This window comes from Fenollaria sp., assembly GCF_057222035.1.
In genome coordinates this window covers 37,820-56,431 of sequence record NZ_JBXXYC010000001.1, presented here as the reverse complement: position 1 = coordinate 56,431, position 18,612 = coordinate 37,820, and the positions used below count along the sequence as shown (strand labels likewise).

The following is an 18,612-nucleotide window of genomic DNA, read 5'->3' as shown; positions in this document are numbered from 1 at the left end:
TTTACTTCCTTTTCTTTAAGTAGAATAGCGAGATATAATCGTTATCCTTGCGTATTTCTTCCTCATCTGTAAGATACATTTCGTTCGGCATCGATATTCTCTTAAAAAATTCTGCCTCGTAAGTATCTTTTAGCTTTAAAACAGCTTCTTTATTAAGAGTTCCTTTAAGTATAACAGCTCTTTCAGGCTTTGCCGACTCAACTAGCTCTGTGTTATCGCTTATCACAAGACTTTCGCCTTTTTCAATAAGCGGCTCTTTATTCATGGCAGTCAATGCAACGAAAGATGGCATACCATTGACAATATTTATATTTATCTTTTTATCAAGTATCTTACTTAGATTCATAGGTGTCGAGAAAACTGCCGCATCGCCTATAGTTACGAAGCTCACGTCTCTATACTCAGCTAAAGCCTCTTCTAGTTTAACTTTTAAATCATTATATAAAGCTTCGTTAGCACTTTTCATATCAAACGGCATCTTGATGATTGGCTTATCTTTAACATAGCTCATAACTGTGTCAAGAGCAAGATTACGGCCTCTGTTGTCAAGAACAAAGACAGCGTTTGTATTTTTTAAAGTAAGTATAGCCTTAACAGTTAATAAATCTTCATCGCCAGGTCCAACGCCAACTATGTTTAGTAACGGCTCTTCCATCGATTTAACTTTTTCTATACAGTCATTTAATATATACTCCTCTTCGCCAAGACCTTTATCAATAAGTTTTACTTCATAACCAAGCTTTTCTAGTCTTGTCTTGATTGAGTCTTCATCGTCAGGAGCAATATCTTCAAGCATGTGGACACCTGAAACTAGCATGAATGGTCTTAAATATAAAGTTTTTGTATCTTTGTCTAAATTTTTAATTACGCTTTCAAGATCAAGATCGCCTTCAATGCTCATCATGTGATACTTATCATTATGTGTTCTAAAAGCATTGTCAATGTCTTCATATATCCTATCAGCCACGTGATAAGTGCCATGACCTACATAAATAAATTCTTCGCCTTCGTTTAATTTAAAGGCAGTCATTCCATCTATAAGCTTAGCTATATCCTTGCTATTACTGATAAATGGCGTAGTCAGTCTATTTGAAACATTTTTAAGCTTCTTATACTCTTCTCCTGGGATGATGTTTGTCGAAACTACTCTTATGTCTTTGTATCCAGCTTCTTTAAGCTTCTTAATAGCCTCGCACTCATCATCAAAAGACATGCCCTTCTTTTCAAGTATCTTCTTAACTATCCTTGAAGTGAAGCATATCTTTATATCGCAGTCATTAAATTCATTTTTAAAGCCATTAATAAATTTATCAATGACTCTTTCGTGTTCCCTAAGCCTTGTTGTGCCAAAAAAACTAAGTAATATTGCCTTTTTCATATGAACCTCCATAATATGTACTCGAGAGAAAAGGAAAAATAGGAGAAGCGCGCCTTTTCTCTCGCCGGTTTTTTGGAAAATAAAAATCCTTGAATAGGGGTATCAAGGATATAAAACATACATATTTAGTAAGTTTTTCCTTCCCACCGAAGAAGTAACTTTATACGAACGTTCTAAAGATATCCTGACTTATAGATCAACCTCATCTAAACCTTCCCAGTTTCCCAGTGGTATACATAGACTCGTCACTATTTACAGTAGCGGGGGCTGTGCTGGATTTACACCAGCTTCCCTTTATATTGAACATTCAAAAATTACACCTATATAATATCATATATAAAAATTTTTTTCAAGTGTAATAATAAATTTTTATAAATTTTATTATTTGTGATTCAAAACACGGACACGACTTAATTAGAGCTATATAATATGTGCATACTTTTTCAAAAATAATTTCCTAAAAATTTAGCTTACAAAAAATGCAGAGATGTAAAACAATTGTTTTGACATAACTGCATTTTTTTATTTTATTATTAATTTTAAATAATCTATTCATTAGATTAACATGCTCTTCATCATTGAAAATTATAAATTTTATGATTTAGATATTACACATGTTAATATATGATTTCATATAATTTCACTATTGACTCCTTATTGATTTATATTTTTTAACAAATAACAGAACAATACCTATTTCAAGAAAAATAACTACAATTCCAAGTAGCCATACAATATTTATACCTGCTAATTCAGAGAAAAAGCCTAACAAATTTATAATAAAGAATCCAAAAATGGATTGTATCGTGCTAAATATTGAAGCATATGATGCTCTGACTTCACTTTTAATATATTCCATAGTCCATGTAGGTGTCATAGCTTGTTCTATTCCAAATCCAACTTCAATAAGAATAGAGCCTATAATAAATGTTATTAAATTATCCCCAAGAATTAATAATGCAAAACCTACAGCACTTACTATAAGTCCAACGATAGATACATAATAATTCTCTAACTTATTTGCAATTCTCGAAGACAGATAATTTCCAGCAGTTAAAGAAAACATAAATATAATAAGAAATATTGGTAAAAACTTTGCTTCTAATTCTAGTGTCTCCGTTAGATATATTTGCCAATAAAGTATAAAAGCCACAAAAGAAACATACGACAATAATTTTTTTATTGTTAAGAATATCATTCTCTTATCTTTAAGAAAGGATTTCAAGTTTTCATTCAACGTTTTCAACAGACTAGGATGCTTACTAAATCCATAATTATCTTCTCCCACAACGTATGAGTACAAACCTGTAAATATAGAGATTAGTCCAGCAACTATAATAGGCAAACTATTAGAAATATCTATAAAAAAATATGAAAAAATAGATGCTATTATTGCAAAAAAACTAACTATAGTTTGTATTTGTGGGAATATTTTAGTCCTTTCTTCGTAAACACCATCTTTTATCATATGGTCTACAAGCCAGGCACCTGGCGCTCCAGAGATAAGTGCTAGTCCTAATGCCATTAAAATCATTGAAATTAAAAAATAAGTATAGCTTTTAGAATAAGCAAATATTAGTAAACTGATCCCCCAAGTTATAAAGCCATGAGATGCTATTTTTTTCCTACCTATTTTGTCTGATATGGTACCAGTAGGGTAATCAAATATTGCTAATAAAATTTGTTCAATACTGAATAGATTAGATATTTGAAGCATAGATAAATTTGCAGATCGCATAAATGCAATATATATACTACCATAAAGTTTATCTGCAAATCCATATAAAGACATCATTATAATATATATTATTTTTGTCTTTTTGAAATTTTTCATATTTGTTTCTTTTGTTTGACTCGTATTCTCACCAATCTTTCTCCATGATAAATATTTCTATTAAATAATCATGTATATTTTCACATTACTGCATTTTTTTATTTTAGTATTAATTTTAAATATATGGCTGCAATCGCTATAACTAATAAAGTACTCATATACTAATGATATCAGAAATGGGGGGGGTGTCAACAACTATCTTTAATTTTTTCAAGTGAATAAAAAAATTTTATTTATTTTAATTTTCGTGATTTGAAACACTAATATAGCTTAGCAAAATCTGTATAATTTGAAAATACTTTTTCAAAAATAATTTCCTGAAAACTTAGCTTACAAAAAAATGCAGAGATGTAAAACGATTGTTTTGACATAAGTGCATTTTTTTATTTTATTATTAATTTTAAATATATAGCTACGATTGCTAATATCAATAAGACAAGTGCCTTATACATCGCTTTTATGGTGAAATAAACGCCATTTTTATTCACTTTCTCATCTAAGTCGCCAATATATGGTTTATCGACAATTTTAGAAAAATATTTGTGTGGTCCACCTAAACGAATTTTTAGGAGTCCTGCTATAGGCGCTTCAAGGAAGGCACTATTTGGGCTTGCGTGTGCATATCTATACTTAAAAAATGTTTTGCATGCGTAGAGAATATTTTTATTAAAGATGTTCGTGATTAATATAAGAAGCGCACTTAATCTTGCTGGCACTAGATTGACTAGGTCATCTATCTTTGCCGCGAAAAAACCAAGATTGTCATACTTTTCGTTCTTGTAGCCCCACATCGAGTCCATGGTATTTATAAATTTATAAACCAGTCCAAGTGGTGTATATATCGCGATGTAGATAAGCGGCGCTATGACACCATCTGAAGTATTTTCAGCGACTGTCTCGATGGTCGCCTTAAGTATCTCTTCTTCACTTAATTCACTTGTGTCACGTCCAACTATGTAGGAAAGCCTCTTACGGCCTCTCTCTAGCGAATGGTCTAGCTCTTTTACTACCATATCTGCCTCGAAGTGAAGTGAACGTGCGGCTAAGCACACGTATACCATGTATGAAGTGTAGATTAGATACAAATATTTATTGATCTTAAATAATATTATTGCCAAATAGCCGAATAAAAAGGCAAGGCTAATGTTGAATAATACCGCCACTAATCCAAGTACTTTCAAAAAGCCGCCTCTCGCCCCTGTCCTTCGAATTAATCTTTCTTCAAAGCTAATGACATTACCCATGACCTTAACCGGATGAAAAAAGTTATAAGGGTCGCCTAAGATTAAATCAAGCACAACGCCTATAAGTATGGCGATGAGTTTATAAGCCAAGTATTGCATTTAACTTATCTATATCGATGGCTTCTTCAAATACTTTAGCGAGTCTATCGATCTCGTTATTCATCGCATCGTGCTCTGCCATGTGAGCGTTGACGGCCTTCTCATAATCATGAAGTGAGTCTTCGTCCGCTATCTCAAGCTTTGTGTATGGCACTATGCCAAGACAGTCAAGTCCTGTTAGCTCATGAAGTTTTTTGATACCTTCATCAAGTAGGCTCGCATCGCCCCTAAACTTATTGATGATATAGCCCTTTATTCTCGATCTATCTTTTTCATCGAGTATCATGTACGTGCCATAGATTGAAGCGAAGACGCCGCCCTTGTCAATATCTGCGACGATAATTGCATTAGTATCGGCAAGTTCAGCCATACCAGTATTTACGAAATCATCTTCAAGTAGATTTATCTCAGCTGGTGAGCCAGCTCCTTCTATAATCATCACATCATATTTTTTCTCAAGTTTTTCAAAAACTTCTTTTACTTTCGCTTTTAGCTCTTTTTTAATCGAGTAATACTCCTTTGTATTCATGTGCTTATATAATTTGCCAAGCACATAGACGTCGCTACCTGTGTCAGACGATGGCACTAGAAGTATTGGGTTCATGTACTCGTCAGCCTTGATGCCAGCAGCGTATGCTTGTATCGCTTGAGCGTTACTAATAAGTTTTCCGTCTTGAAGCTTAAATGAGTTTCTCGACATGTTTTGCGATTTGAACGGACATACCTTGTATCCCTTGCCTTTATAATATCTGCACATAGCAGTCGCTATCGTCGATTTACCTGCTGACGATGTCGTTCCATATATCATTATCTTTGCCATTTAAAATTCCTCTTCGTTGTATTCAATAGTTCCTAAATCAGTCTCTATAGAAATTAAATTTTTCTTCCATTCTCTATATTTGGCCACTTCTTCGCCTATCGCCTTTATTAATATTGACACGCCAAATATTTTCGACGCTATGATGAAGAAAGCATTTTGCTTGTATGAATTTGGATACAAAACTATAAGTAGTCCTGAGATGATAAATAGCATATTTTTCTTTTCAATGCCTTTATAATGGCCATTGTAATAGTCTTTAACAAGGTCCAAAAAGTCATTGATTAGGTCTTGATACTTTGCCAAATCAGTATTTGTTTTGATTGCTTCACCGATGTCGCCAATCTTGTTCATGGCTTCATCCTTATTGAAATTACCAATGTTCATGTCTTTTAAAAAATCAAAGTTCATATCTACACTCCCTTTTTTAATACAAAATAAAAATTCGATCCTTTTCCATAGCTGCTCTCTACGCCAAACTCTGCCTTGTGAAGCAAAAGCACTTCGCGTGCGATGTATAAGCCGAGGCCTGTCGAGTACTTTTTAAGCTCATGGTTCGCGCTCGAGATGTAGTAGCGGTCCCAAACCCTCTTGATGTCCTCTTCTTTGATGCCCATGCCGTGGTCAATAACCTCGTATCTAACGCCTTTTTCCTCTTCAGTTATTCTTACAAGAACGTCCTCATCCTCATTTGAATAATTCAGTGCGTTCGACAAATAATTATATATAACGCTTCTAATCTTCTTCTCATCAGCCATGACCATAGTATCGCCACTTACGTCTAATTTAATTCTTTCTCTATTTTCAGCAGTATTTAATTTATCTATAATCTCTTTGGAAATAGCTTCGAGCGAAACCTTTTCTAAATTTAGTTCACCAAGGGCACTTACATTCTTTGACGCTTCAAGCATCTCGTTAATCATCGTGTTAAGCCTATCTGCCTCAGAGATGATGGTGTCAAGATTCTCCTCACGTTTTTCTTTATTATCACCAGTTATGTCTTTAATCATCTCAGCATAAGACTTTATCACGCTCAGAGGCGTTTTGAAGTCATGAGATACATTGGCAATGATATTCTCACGAAAGTCCATAGTCCTCTTTAAATCGTCATTTGCGCTCTCAAGGCTCTTCTTTAACTCCTCAATCTCTTCGTAGCCGCCCTCTTCTTCTACAGAAAAGCTCTTTGTGCCCAAAAATTTGGACGCTTCTGAAAGATTTTTGATTGGCTTAGTAAGTTTTTTTGCTAAAAAATATGAAAGAGCAAGTGCCAAAACTATTGCAACGAGACTTATGTATAAAAGCTCTTCCTTTAGCATCTTCTTAACCGAGCCATCTTCATCGAGATTGTCAATAAGCTTCATATATAATTTTGCGTTAACCGTTTCATATCTCTTTAAAAATACAAGGTATTCTCTATCGTCATGCTTCTTGATATAATCAACGCTATCTTCATTCTTTTTAACAAATTCAAGGTCTTCCTTATCAAGCTCAAGTAAATAATTTGGGTACAAGACCAAACCATTCTCATCGAAAATAATTATGCCGAGTCTAGTTTTGCCCGCAACGCTATTTAAAAACGAGACGAGATCTCTTCCTGAATAAGATGAAATTTCTTTTTCAGTGTTTTGAATGAGTTCTCTCTTCTTTTGCGTGTATATTTCCTTGAAGAAAACTATGTTAAATAGCCACATTGTTGATAGTATCAGCACAGTGAATATTAAAAAATAGCTGATTAACTTTGTGAATAATGATTTATTCTTCATCTTTTTTCTCCAGTTTATATCCATATCCACGAACCGTACTGATTATCTCCTTCTCAGAGCCAAGTGAGTTTCTAAGCATCTTTATGTGTGTATCAACAGTTCTATTGTCTCCGAAGAAATCGTAGCCCCAAACATTTTCAAGTATGGTGTCACGCGATAGAGCAATGCCTTCGTTTTGACATAGATAAGCAAGTAGCTCATACTCTTTTGGTGTTAAATCCAATTTTTTATCATTGATATAAGCTTCTCTCGCATCGAAATCTATTTTTAAGCTGCCATTAACGTAAACATTAGCTTTTGACTCAGTCTTGTGCCTTGCAAGTATCGCCTTGACCCTCGCCATAACTTCACGCGGGCTAAATGGCTTGACAACATAATCATCGATGCCTATCTCAAATCCATAAAGCTTGTCATACTCCTCGCCTTTTGCGCTAAGAACAAGAACTGGCACGTCCTTTACTTCCTTAATCCTCTTGTAAGCTGAGAAACCATCAAGCTTTGGCATCATTATATCTAAGATGATAAGGTCTATATCATTATTATTAACTTTGTTAAGTGCATCGATGCCGTCAACTGCCTCGATCACCTCATAGCCATTAATGACTGAGTACTCCTTGAGTACGTTTCTTATATTTTCATCGTCATCAGCTATAAGTATAGCCCCCATATCATCACCTCTATCAATTTTTACCCGATAATAATCTTTTTAAACGCTTTATGTAATCAGAGCCTTGCATTAACAAGGCCCGAATAATTATTTTAAACTGTCTAGATAATCTTTTAGCTCATCTATATCTAGGATGGCTCTTTCGTTGTCACCAAGTATAAGAGATGGTATGCCAATGTTTCCTATTCTCTTAGTCTCATCAAATTCCTTCATACTGTCTCTTGCTGCTAAAAACTTTTTCATGTTAGCAAGATTTTCTGTTATGTCTAGATATAGGAAGCGTACCCCTGATTCATCCATAACTTTTTTAAATGGTGGACAACCTGGACACATAGAGCTGCCGAAAACTATCTTCTTTTGTACTTTACTCATATAAATTCTCCTTTACTCATATATTTACTATTTTCTTATCTTCATTGTAATGGTAATGGCGGTTTTTGTCAAGAAAAAAGAAAGACCTAAGCTAATAGATCTTTCTTAACATAATTATTTATTTGATAATATCCCAAGCTTATCTGAAATAAATTCTTGCTTGCCGTCTCCATCTATCTTTATAGTGTAAACGCTTTGAACACCATAGCCCTTGCCACTATCGACTCTCTCCATAATAAGCACAGAATATAATTTGCCATCTTCAATATCATAAGAGACTTCTGTAAGTATCATATCACCGTCTTTGTGTGCTGACTTTTTATTAACTTTAACTTCATTAATGAAGCCGGACTTAAAGTTTTCAAGCTCTGCAATCTTCTCTTTGATGTACTCTTCATCATCTACTTCATCAAAAGTTTTATTAAAGTCTTCATTAGAGACGAATGAGCTTGGTGCTTTCCAATCAAAGTCTTTATATTCTTTTTCAAGGGCGTATTCTTTGCCTTCATTCCACCTTGTCAATTCAATTTTAAATATAGGCATCTTAATATTATTTTCTATGTTGATATCATCAATCGCATCTCTATCTACATTATCTAAAACTATATCGTTCTCTTTAATCTTCTTAATATCATCCAAGCTCACATTGCCCGCCGTAATTATGATAGGCTTCATCTCACTTGTATCGACATAATTAATACCATCTTTTCTTTCAAGCTTGTAATCAATAACTGCTATCACTATAGACTTAAGAAAGTCTTTATAATAAATCTTTCCTATGCTCTTTGTATAGTTTTTATTAAAGCTAGAGTTTTGATACTCACCATCAAGATAAGTATTCTTGACGTTATACACAAGCTCTTTAATATTCCAAGCGCCACTCTTAGCTGATGAGCTAATTCTTGAATAATCTTTCCAATACTTCATTATATCTACATCATCAATGTAGATGCTACCAGTAAATTCATCGGCAGCAAAAAACTTGTGCCTATAATTTAAATCCATGTGCAAAGTTGATTCGCTCCACTTACCATCTCTATATACAAATGCTTTCACATCACTTGTATATGGAAAGCTAAGTACTCCAAATCTAATAAAAAAGATTATTGCCAATATGATTATAAGTATTATTGTTTTCTTTTTCATATTGAACGCCTCCTTACTTAAGATAATTATATCACATTATTAAAAAAAAAAAAAAAAAGACCCGTAATGGATCTTTTCTTTATAAACTATTTTATTACTACTGTAAATATTTTGTTCTTTACATATATTTCTTTAACGATATTCTTGCCTTGCTTTGACTTTTCAAAAAGTTCGTGTGAATAAACTTTTTCTTTTACTTCGTCTTCAGAGGCATCTCTATCGATCTCAACAGTGTATCTAACTTTGCCGTTGAATTGAACTGGTATCTCTATAGTTTTGATGATGGTTTTGTCCTCATCAAAGCTTGGCCAAGTTGATTTATAAAGTTCTGTATCGAAGCCCACCATCTCATTGATTTCTTCTGTGATGTGTGGAGCGATTGGATAAAGAAGTGTGATATATGTCTTAAGCTCTTTTCTTGTGATGCTTCCCTTTGAAGTAATTTTATTAAGTAGTTCCATAAGTTTGGCAACTGCTGTGTTGAATTTTAAGTTTTCAAAATCTTCTGACACTTTTTTAATAGTGATGTGGAAGTCTTGTTCTAAGTCTTTAGAATAGTTTTCGTCGTCATTTAATATGTCCATCAAGCGATAAACTCTTTCAAGGAACTTTCTTGAGCCTTGTATACCTGTCTCTGACCACATAGCAACTTTTTCGTAGTCGCCCATAAACATTTCAAAAACTCTTAGTGTATCTGCGCCATACTCTTCAACTATGTCATCTGTATTAATAACATTGCCTCTTGACTTACTCATCTTTTCGCCGTCTTGAGCAAGTAGCATACCATGTGATGTTCTCTTTTGATATGGTTCGCTTGTTGGCACTACACCGATATCGTATAGGAATTTATTCCAAAATCTTGAGTATAGTAAGTGAAGCGTAGTGTGCTCCATACCGCCGTTGTACCAATCAACTGGCATCCAGTACTTAAGCGCATCCATGGATGCTGGTGCAGTAGAACACTTTGGATCAGTATATCTTAAGAAGTACCAGCTTGATCCTGCCCAGTTAGGCATAGTATCTGTCTCTCTCTTAGCAGGGCCGCCGCAATGAGGACAAGTAGTATTAACAAAGCTGTCGATCTTAGCTAGTGGTGACTCGCCTGTATCTGTTGGTTCGTAAGCTTCAACGTCTGGTAATGTTAATGGCAAATCTTCTTCATTAAGTGGCACCCAACCGCACTTTTCGCAGTATACCATAGGTATAGGTTCTCCCCAATATCTTTGTCTTGAGAATACCCAGTCTCTTAACTTATAGTTTGTCTTAACGACGCCTACTTTTTTATCTTCAAAATATTTAATTATCTTTTTCTTTGCTTCGTCAACTGAAAGACCATTTAAAAAGTCTGAGTTAACTAAAATGCCTTTTTGTGTATCAGTATAAGCTTCTTTACTAATGTCGCCGCCTGAAATAACTTCTTTAATCTCTTCGCCAAAGGCTTTTGCAAAGTCATAGTCTCTTTGGTCATGTCCAGGTACTGCCATGATGGCGCCTGTACCATAAGTCATTAATACGTAGTCTGATACGTAGATGACAATTTTTTCTCCATTAGCAGGGTTAATTGCAGTAAGTCCATCAATCTTAACGCCAGTCTTTTCTTTAACAAGCTCTGTTCTTTCAAAATCAGATTTTAATTTAGCCTTATTTTGATATTCATGAACTTCGTCAATATTTTTGATAATATCTTTGTACTTTTCTATAAGCGGATGCTCTGGTGAGATAACCATGTATGATACGCCAAAGATAGTATCTGGTCTAGTTGTATAAACTTTTAGCTTGTCATCTACTTCATCTATATCAAAATCAAGCTCCATACCGTGACTTCTGCCTATCCAATTAACTTGCTGTGTCTTAACTCTGTCAATGAAGTCAACTGTGTCAAGGTCATCTATAAGTCTGTCAGCATACTTAGTTATAGCTAGCATCCATTGAGTTTTAACTCTGTGTTCAACTGTATGGCCGCATCTTTCGCAGTGGCCTTGAATAACTTCTTCGTTCGCTAGACCAATCTTACAGCTTGGGCACCAGTTAATATTCATTTCCTTTTTATAAGCAAGACCTTTTTTGAATAATTGTATAAATATCCATTGAGTCCACTTGTAATATTCTGGATCAGTTGTGTTTATCTCTCTATCCCAGTCAAATGAAAGACCTAATGATGTCAATTGATGCTTGAAGTGAGCAACATTTCTCTTAGTAACATCCTTTGGATTCATTTTGTGCTTAATGGCATAATTTTCAGTTGGTAGACCAAATGCGTCCCAGCCCATTGGGTACAAAACGTTGTATCCCTCAAGTCTTCTCTTTCTAGCAACTATATCAAGTGCTGTATAGCTCCTTGGGTGACCAACGTGTAAGCCCTCTCCTGATGGATATGGGAACTCAACCATCAAAAAGTATTTTGGCTTGTCTGAATCGTTTTCTGCATGAAACGCTTTATTATCTGCCCAAATCTTTTGCCATTTGCCTTCTATATCTTTATGATTATATTCTTTCATATGGTCCTCCTAGAATTCACAGTGATGAACTGTTCTTGGGAATGGTAGGACGTCTCTGATATTTTCAATACCAGTTATATACATGATAAGTCTTTCAAAACCAAGACCATAACCAGAGTGAACTACGCTGCCATATTTTCTTAGATCCATATACCAAGTGTATGAGTCCATATCAAGTCCTAGCTCATTTATTCTCTTTTCAAGTTTAGCATAGTCTTCTTCTCTTTGTGAACCACCAACAATCTCGCCAATGCCAGGAACTAAGCAGTCCATGGCGGCAACTGTCTTATTGTCTGGGTTGAGCTTCATGTAGAAAGCTTTGATATCCTTTGGATAATCAGTAACAAAGATTGGTTTTTTAAATATTTGTTCAGTTAAATATCTTTCGTGTTCAGTTTGTAGGTCCATGCCCCACTCAACTTTAACATCGAATTTTTCTTCGTGTTCTTTTAATATTTCTATAGCTCTAGTGTAAGTAACTCTTTCAAAATTAGAGGTTCTAACGTGATTTAGTCTATCGATTAGACCCTTGTCAACGAATTGATTGCAAAAATCAATTTCTTCCTTGGCATTTTCCATAACATAGTTAATTACATATTTAAGCATTGCTTCAGCTACATCCATGTTTTGATTGTTATCCATGAATGCCATCTCTGGCTCTATCATCCAAAATTCTGCCGCATGTCTAGTTGTATTTGAATTTTCTGCTCTAAATGTTGGTCCAAATGTATATATTTTTGAGAAAGCCATGGCAAATGTTTCGCCCTCTAATTGACCTGATACTGTTAAATGTGTTGGCTTATCAAAAAAGTCTTTGCTGTAATCAACTGCACCATCTTCTGTTCTTGGTGGATTATCTATATCAAGTGTAGTTACTTGGAACATTTCTCCTGCGCCTTCAGCATCTGATGCTGTAAGTATAGGTGTGTGTACATAAATGAAGTCTTGTTCGTTGAAAAATTTGTGTATAGCAAAGGCTGCTAGTGATCTAATTCTATAAGCTGCTCTAAATAGGTTAGCTCTTGGTCTTAAGTGAGCTATGCTTCTTAAGAATTCCATAGAGTGTCTCTTATTTTGCAGTGGGTAATCCGCTGTTGAATCGCCTAAGACTTCAATCTCTTCTGCCTTTATCTCAAAAGCTTGTTTATTGTTTGGTGTAAGAACTAGCTTGCCCTTTACTCTGATTGATGCGCTTAAATATAGCTTTGAAACTCTTTCAAAGTTTTCTAGTGTGTTATCATAAACAACTTGAACACTACTAAAGAATGATCCATCATTAATTTCGATAAAACCAAATTCTTTTTGTGCTCTTAAATTTTTTATCCAAGCTTGAACCTCAACAGTTTTTCCGTCAAGCTCCTTATAGCTCTTAAAAAGTTCTCTAATATCCATACCCTCACTCCTATTTATAATCTTCTACTGTAATACTTTCAATTACAACGTCTTCTAGAGGTTTGTCGTTTTCGTTAACTTGTGATTTTGCAATCTCGTCAACAACGTCCATACCCTCATATACTTCGCCAAAAACTGTGTGCTTATAATCAAGCCAGAATGCGCCGCCAATCTTTTTGTAAGCGTCAACAACAGCCTTTGGATATCCTTTATCTTCGCCAGCTTCTTCCATTTGCTTGATGATATCATCTTGAACAGCTTGGCCTTGTACGATAAAGAATTGTGATCCGTTAGTGTTAGGACCAGCATTGGCCATGCATAGAGCGCCTCTGAAGTTTCTTGTATTTATATCAAATTCATCTTCAAATGGTCCGCCAAATATGCTTTCTCCGCCAGTTCCATTACCATTTGGGTCACCGCCTTGAATCATAAAACCATTTATAACTCTATGGAAGATTAAATTGTCATAATATTTATCTTCTGCGTGCTTAGTAAAGTTCTCTACTGCCTTTGGAGCTACTTCAGGGAATAATTTTACCTTGATTTCGCCCTTATTTGTCTTTATAGTTGCTACCTTGTCACCTGCTTTAGGATTTTGTAGTTGAACAAGTTCTGCATCCTCTGTAGTTACTTCGCTTTCGCTTCTTTCTTTTTTCATTTCTCCCTCACCACCATTGTCATTTTTTTTGCTACATGCAGTTAAACTAAAGCACATAGCCATCATTAATAATAATAAAATTATCTTTTTCATAATTCCTCCTACTTAAGTATTCTTTTTTGGCTAACTATATTTACATCCAAATCTAAAATATTTTTCTTTATTACATCACCTACGTTTATAGGTGCCTTTGCGCGCAAATTAAATATTTCTTTTAATATTGCTTGATGATAAATTTTCTTCACTTTTTTATCAGTTTTTACTGGCAGACCTGAAACCATCAGACTATCTATCCTAATCTTGCCATAAACGTAGTCGTCCTCTTCTTGAAGAAGGCTTTTTGCGTAATTATATCCTCTTCCGCAGCGATTGCCAGAAATTTCTTCACCATCAATTTTTATTCTGCAGCAAACTGGGCAGCAGACGCATTGTACCATCATGCTATCACCCTCGGTTCTATCTCTTTTTTAAGTATAATCTTAAACCAAACATAAGCAACTATCCCCTTTAATATTGACGATAGTGAAATTGCTATCCAAACGCCATCTAGTCCATAGTATTTCATAAAGAATATTGCAAATGGTATACGCATTAAATTTAGTATAACTCCAGAGTATGATGGCTCCTTCGTTCTACCTATGCCATTGAAAAATCCTGTTACGCCTATCTCTATAACCATGAATAATTGTGAATAGCCAAGTATTCTTAAATAATCAGCTCCAGCCTGCATCGCGACTGGGTCATTTGGTAAAAACGCTGAGAATATCGGAGTTGCAAATACTATAAGTAATAGTGATGTAGCTGTTCCAAGCGTTGACATGATTCTCATGGACTTTTTAAATCCAAGAACTATTCTATCATAAGTACCTTTACCAAAGTTTTGTCCAGTAAAAGCTGTGTTTGCAACTGAGAAACCATTCGCCGTCATCCAAGATATTGACTCTATCTGCGAGCCTATCGACATAGCTGAAACCGCATAAGCACCAAGCTTTGTTAAATAGCCTGTTAATACCATAGATACCGCTGCATGACACGCTTCCATAAGCGTTATTGGTATGCCAAGTTTAAGTATGTGATTTGTTATTTCACTTGGCACTTTTTTAAGATAATTCACTCTAACATAAATTAAATCATTTTTAAAGCCTATGTAAATATATATTAAGAATATTACTAAAGTTGCTATAACTGAGGCAATTGCTGTACCCATGGCTCCCATGTGAAATACAAATATAAAGACTGGGTCTAAAACCATGTTTACTAATAAACCGATTGAGCTTATTATAAATGGCGTCTTGCTATTGCCCATGCTATTAAATGTTGCTGCAAAGAGTGGATTTAAGAACATAAAGGCTAAACCAAAGGCAATTGCTACCATGTATTCACTTGCTAGCTCTTGAACAGCTGCGTCACCCTCTTTGAATGAATATAGTCCTATGAGCTCATTGTGAAAAATTATAAATATAGCTGTGATCGTCATGGCAATTATAAGGCCTAATCTAAAACCGCCGCTTATATAATCTTTAGTTTTTTCTAAATCTGATTTACCAAAGCTTTGTGAAACACCAACAGATAGTCCAACTTGGCACAGTATTATTAGTGAGCTAATCAGCCAAAGGTATTGACCAACTATGCCGACGGCCGCAACCGCCTGTGTACCAACTTTGCCAAGCCAGAACATGTCTGTGATTTGATATGACATTTGCAAGAGCGAGGTACCCATCAAAGGAATTGCAAGTTTAAATAGTATTGGTGATATTTCTCCTTGTGTTAAGTCTCTCGTATCTCTCATCTAAACATCTCCTTGATCAGTCGTAATTATTACTCCGTTGTCAGTTAAAGCTAAAGTATGCTCGAATTGAACGCATTTGCTACCATCTTTTGTTCTAGCAGTCCAACCGTTCTTGTCAAGCTTCATAGCCGCAGAGCCCATGCATATCATTGGCTCGATCGTAAAGGCCATGCCCTTAACTATTCTTGGTCCTTTTATACCAGCATCGTAATGAAAAACTTGTGGGTCCTCATGCATGTTCTTGCCAATACCGTGACCAATAAATTCTTTCACTATTGAATATCCCTTTGGTTTAGTAAAAGCTTCGATGCACTTACCAATCTCGCCTATCCTAACGTTTTCATCAACTATGCTGATGGCTTTGTACATTGCCTCTCTTGTGTGATCAAAAAGTTTTTGATCCTCTTCAGAAAGTTTTCCTACTGGATATGACCAACATGAATCAGCCATCCATCCTTTGTAATTGACAACCATATCGATGGAGATGATGTCGCCATTCTTAAGAATTACGTCCTTGCTTGGAAAACCGTGGCATATCTCGTCATTAACTGATGCGCATATAGCATAAGGAAAACCTTCGTATCCTTTTTGCTCTGGATAAGCGCCTTGACTTACTATGAAATTATCAACAAAATCGTTTAACTCCATAGTTGTTACGCCCTCTTTAACCTTGTCTCTCAAGGCGTGATGCACGCTGATAAGTATCTTGCCTGCATCAATCATTTTATTAATTTGATCCTTTGTCTTTAAATAAATCATATAACACTCCTTTTAAGTCTATTCTATTATTATATATATTTTACGCCAATATGTCAAGAAGTTCACAGTCATATAGAGAATTTATCTCTTAACTGTGAACTTCTTAAATATTTTATTAAATTATCTAATTCTTAGTGTGTTTATAACTGATATAAGTGTTACTCCAACATCGCCAAAAACCGCTAACCATAGAGGTAATTGTATGAATAAAGATAAAATGATGATGGCTGCCTTAACAAATCCTGTGAAAATTAAATTTTCTAAAATAATTTTGTTAACAAAGTGTGATGTATCGAAAATATTTACTATCTTTTCAATTCTATCATCCATGATAACTATATCAGACGCTTCGATGGCTGCATCTGAACCAAGTGCTCCCATGCTTAGACCGATATCCGCTCTCTTGATAACTGGCGAGTCATTGATGCCGTCACCAACAAAGGCTACGAGACCATCTTTACCTTGTTCTTTTTCAAAAAACTTTATTTTATCCTGAGGAAGTAATTCTGCCTCGAATGAATCTATACCTAAGTCATGAGCAACTTTCTCAGCATATATCTTAGTATCGCCTGTAAGCATAACAGGTTTAACATTTCTTTCTTTAAGCTCATTAACTAATCTCTTTGTCTCTTCTTTTATTTCGTCTTCTATATAAAGATGCGCTATAAGTTTATCGTCAAGATAAGTGTCAAGAACTTTGTATTCACTTTCCTTTTCACTTGTAATAACTTTTACGCTGCCAAATTTTGTTTCAGCCTCCACGCCATTCTTAAGGCTTGTGTAAGAAATTATCTCATCTTTATCAATATCCTCTCTACTATCAAGTATAGCTCTTGATATAGGGTGTTTTGAGTGATATTCGGCAAGTCTTGCTAAGTGAAGTGCCTTTCCTTCATCTATGTCAAAGGCTTCTACACTAACTAGCCTAAATTTACCGCTAGTTAATGTGCCAGTCTTATCAAAGCAAAATGTTTTTATATTTCTAAATTGATCTAAGAATTTTGTTCCTTTAAAAAGAATACCGTTTTTGCTCATCTTGCCTATACCAGAGAAATATGCTAATGGCACTGAAATGATGATTGCGCATGGACAAGATACTATTAAAAATGCAAAGCATGTGTGAAGAGCTTCCTTAAGCGGCATTATTTTTAGTACTGGTGCTACAAGTGCAATAAGCGCTGCGATGAAAACAACAATTGGTGTATAAACTCTTGCAAATTTTGAAACGCCTGTCTCAAGATTAGCTTTATCGCTTTGTGAGCTTCTAACAAGATCTTGTATTCTAGCTGCTGTCGAGTTCTTAGCAAGTTTAGTAGTTTCTATAATTAAGTATCCTTCCTTAACTATGGCACCTGAATAAACCTCATTATTGACATCTACATAAACTGGTTCTGACTCGCCGCTTATGTGAGCGTTATCAACTTTTGCGCTTCCTTCAATAACTATGCCGTCTATGGCGATGGACTCGCCTTCACGAACTATTATCTTAGAGCCAACAGCTACTTCAGATGGTTCGCTTTGAATTTCTTTGCCATTATTTAAAACAGTAGCAAAAACTGGTGACTTAACTATAAGCTCTTTAATTTTATCTCTTGATTTATCAACTGCGATGTCACTAATGATTTCACCAATTTGATATAAAAGTGCTACTAAAACTGCTTCTAAATACTCACCTATAATTATGGCGCCGACTGTTGCGACTGTCATTAAAAATTCTTCAGCAAGTATGCCGCGAAAAACGCCTTTAAGTCCATGTATGATTATATCATATGAAATAACAATGTATGCTAGTCCAAAAAAGACCATCTTATATGGACTGTCAATGAATAAATATGCAGCTAGTCCTAGAAGTGATAAAGCTATCCTTATTAAAAATATTTTTGAAAAGCCTTCTTCCTCTTCTTCTTCTTCGCTCTCGGCTTCACCGCGTGTAACTAAAACGTCTGGCTCTAAGTCATTAACATATTTTGTAATATCTCTTAAAGCGCCTTCAGCGTCAGATCCTTCTTTAATTTCAATCGATAAAATCGAATTGATAAAATCCAAGCTAGCACTTTCAACTGATTCATGCTCATTTGCAAAGCTTTCTATCTTTTGTGCGCAATTGGCACAAGTAAGTCCATTTAAAATTAATTTTTCCATGACTGCCTCCTAATTTATGTTAATTATTTTAATGTTATGTTTATATGTATGCAT

At 34.9% G+C, this 18,612-nt stretch carries 16 protein-coding genes and 1 riboswitch; all 16 genes read right to left on the bottom strand.

All coding sequences use genetic code 11. From position 1 onward, the window contains the following. Position 1 precedes the first annotated feature (1 nt). Complete coding sequence (locus AC2UOP_RS00270; protein ID WP_484832255.1) at positions 2–1,378, bottom strand: sirohydrochlorin cobaltochelatase; 1,377 nt, start codon at positions 1,376–1,378, stop codon at positions 2–4. Positions 1,379–1,538: 160 nt separating this feature from the next. Next, a riboswitch (cobalamin riboswitch) is annotated at positions 1,539–1,710 on the bottom strand. A 311-nt stretch (positions 1,711–2,021) separates the two neighbouring features. Next, a complete protein-coding gene (locus tag AC2UOP_RS00265; RefSeq protein ID WP_484832254.1) occupies positions 2,022–3,212 on the bottom strand; it encodes an MFS transporter in 1,191 nt (396 codons plus the stop codon). Between the two features lie 383 nt (positions 3,213–3,595). Beyond that, positions 3,596–4,555, bottom strand: coding sequence for an adenosylcobinamide-phosphate synthase CbiB (gene cbiB / locus AC2UOP_RS00260; RefSeq protein WP_484832253.1), 960 nt, complete (start codon positions 4,553–4,555; stop codon positions 3,596–3,598). Further along, positions 4,536–5,375: a cobyric acid synthase gene (locus tag AC2UOP_RS00255; RefSeq protein WP_484832252.1), complete on the bottom strand. Its 840-nt coding sequence runs from the start codon at positions 5,373–5,375 to the stop codon at positions 4,536–4,538. The genes cbiB and AC2UOP_RS00255 overlap by 20 nt, the downstream gene beginning before the upstream one ends. Continuing rightward, positions 5,376–5,783, bottom strand: coding sequence for a hypothetical protein (locus tag AC2UOP_RS00250; RefSeq protein WP_484832251.1), 408 nt, complete (start codon positions 5,781–5,783; stop codon positions 5,376–5,378). Between the two features lie 2 nt (positions 5,784–5,785). Beyond that, entirely contained in the window at positions 5,786–7,135 is a 1,350-nt protein-coding gene (locus tag AC2UOP_RS00245; RefSeq protein ID WP_484832250.1) for a sensor histidine kinase, read from the bottom strand. After that, positions 7,125–7,802 carry a response regulator transcription factor gene (locus AC2UOP_RS00240; protein WP_106017994.1) on the bottom strand — a complete coding sequence of 226 codons (678 nt, stop codon included), beginning with the start codon at positions 7,800–7,802 and terminating at the stop codon, positions 7,125–7,127. Before AC2UOP_RS00240 ends, AC2UOP_RS00245 begins: the two co-directional genes overlap by 11 nt. 87 nt (positions 7,803–7,889) lie before the next feature. Next, positions 7,890–8,174 (bottom strand): glutaredoxin domain-containing protein, encoded by a 285-nt coding sequence (locus AC2UOP_RS00235; RefSeq protein WP_019214601.1) that lies wholly within the window; start codon positions 8,172–8,174, stop codon positions 7,890–7,892. 114 nt (positions 8,175–8,288) lie between these two features. Then, the gene (locus AC2UOP_RS00230; protein ID WP_484832249.1) at positions 8,289–9,320 is read right to left on the bottom strand and encodes a hypothetical protein; all 1,032 of its coding nucleotides are present in this window, start codon (positions 9,318–9,320) and stop codon (positions 8,289–8,291) included. A gap of 86 nt (positions 9,321–9,406) precedes the next feature. After that, on the bottom strand, positions 9,407–11,818 hold the full coding sequence (gene leuS, locus AC2UOP_RS00225; protein WP_484832248.1) for a leucine--tRNA ligase: 2,412 nt from the start codon (positions 11,816–11,818) through the stop codon (positions 9,407–9,409). A gap of 9 nt (positions 11,819–11,827) precedes the next feature. Beyond that, positions 11,828–13,210 carry an asparagine--tRNA ligase gene (gene asnS, locus AC2UOP_RS00220; protein ID WP_484832247.1) on the bottom strand — a complete coding sequence of 461 codons (1,383 nt, stop codon included), beginning with the start codon at positions 13,208–13,210 and terminating at the stop codon, positions 11,828–11,830. A 10-nt stretch (positions 13,211–13,220) separates the two neighbouring features. Continuing rightward, positions 13,221–13,961: a peptidylprolyl isomerase gene (locus AC2UOP_RS00215; RefSeq protein WP_484832246.1), complete on the bottom strand. Its 741-nt coding sequence runs from the start codon at positions 13,959–13,961 to the stop codon at positions 13,221–13,223. 8 nt (positions 13,962–13,969) lie between these two features. Beyond that, positions 13,970–14,308, bottom strand: coding sequence for a DUF1667 domain-containing protein (locus AC2UOP_RS00210; RefSeq protein ID WP_480020688.1), 339 nt, complete (start codon positions 14,306–14,308; stop codon positions 13,970–13,972). Further along, entirely contained in the window at positions 14,305–15,657 is a 1,353-nt protein-coding gene (locus AC2UOP_RS00205) for an MATE family efflux transporter (RefSeq protein WP_019214593.1), read from the bottom strand. The genes AC2UOP_RS00210 and AC2UOP_RS00205 overlap by 4 nt, the downstream gene beginning before the upstream one ends. Next, a complete protein-coding gene (gene map / locus AC2UOP_RS00200) occupies positions 15,658–16,416 on the bottom strand; it encodes a type I methionyl aminopeptidase (protein WP_019214592.1) in 759 nt (252 codons plus the stop codon). It abuts the gene before it with no gap. Between the two features lie 120 nt (positions 16,417–16,536). Continuing rightward, positions 16,537–18,558, bottom strand: a complete 2,022-nt coding sequence (locus AC2UOP_RS00195) for a heavy metal translocating P-type ATPase (protein ID WP_484832245.1) — start codon at positions 18,556–18,558, stop codon at positions 16,537–16,539. Positions 18,559–18,612: the final 54 nt, after the last annotated feature.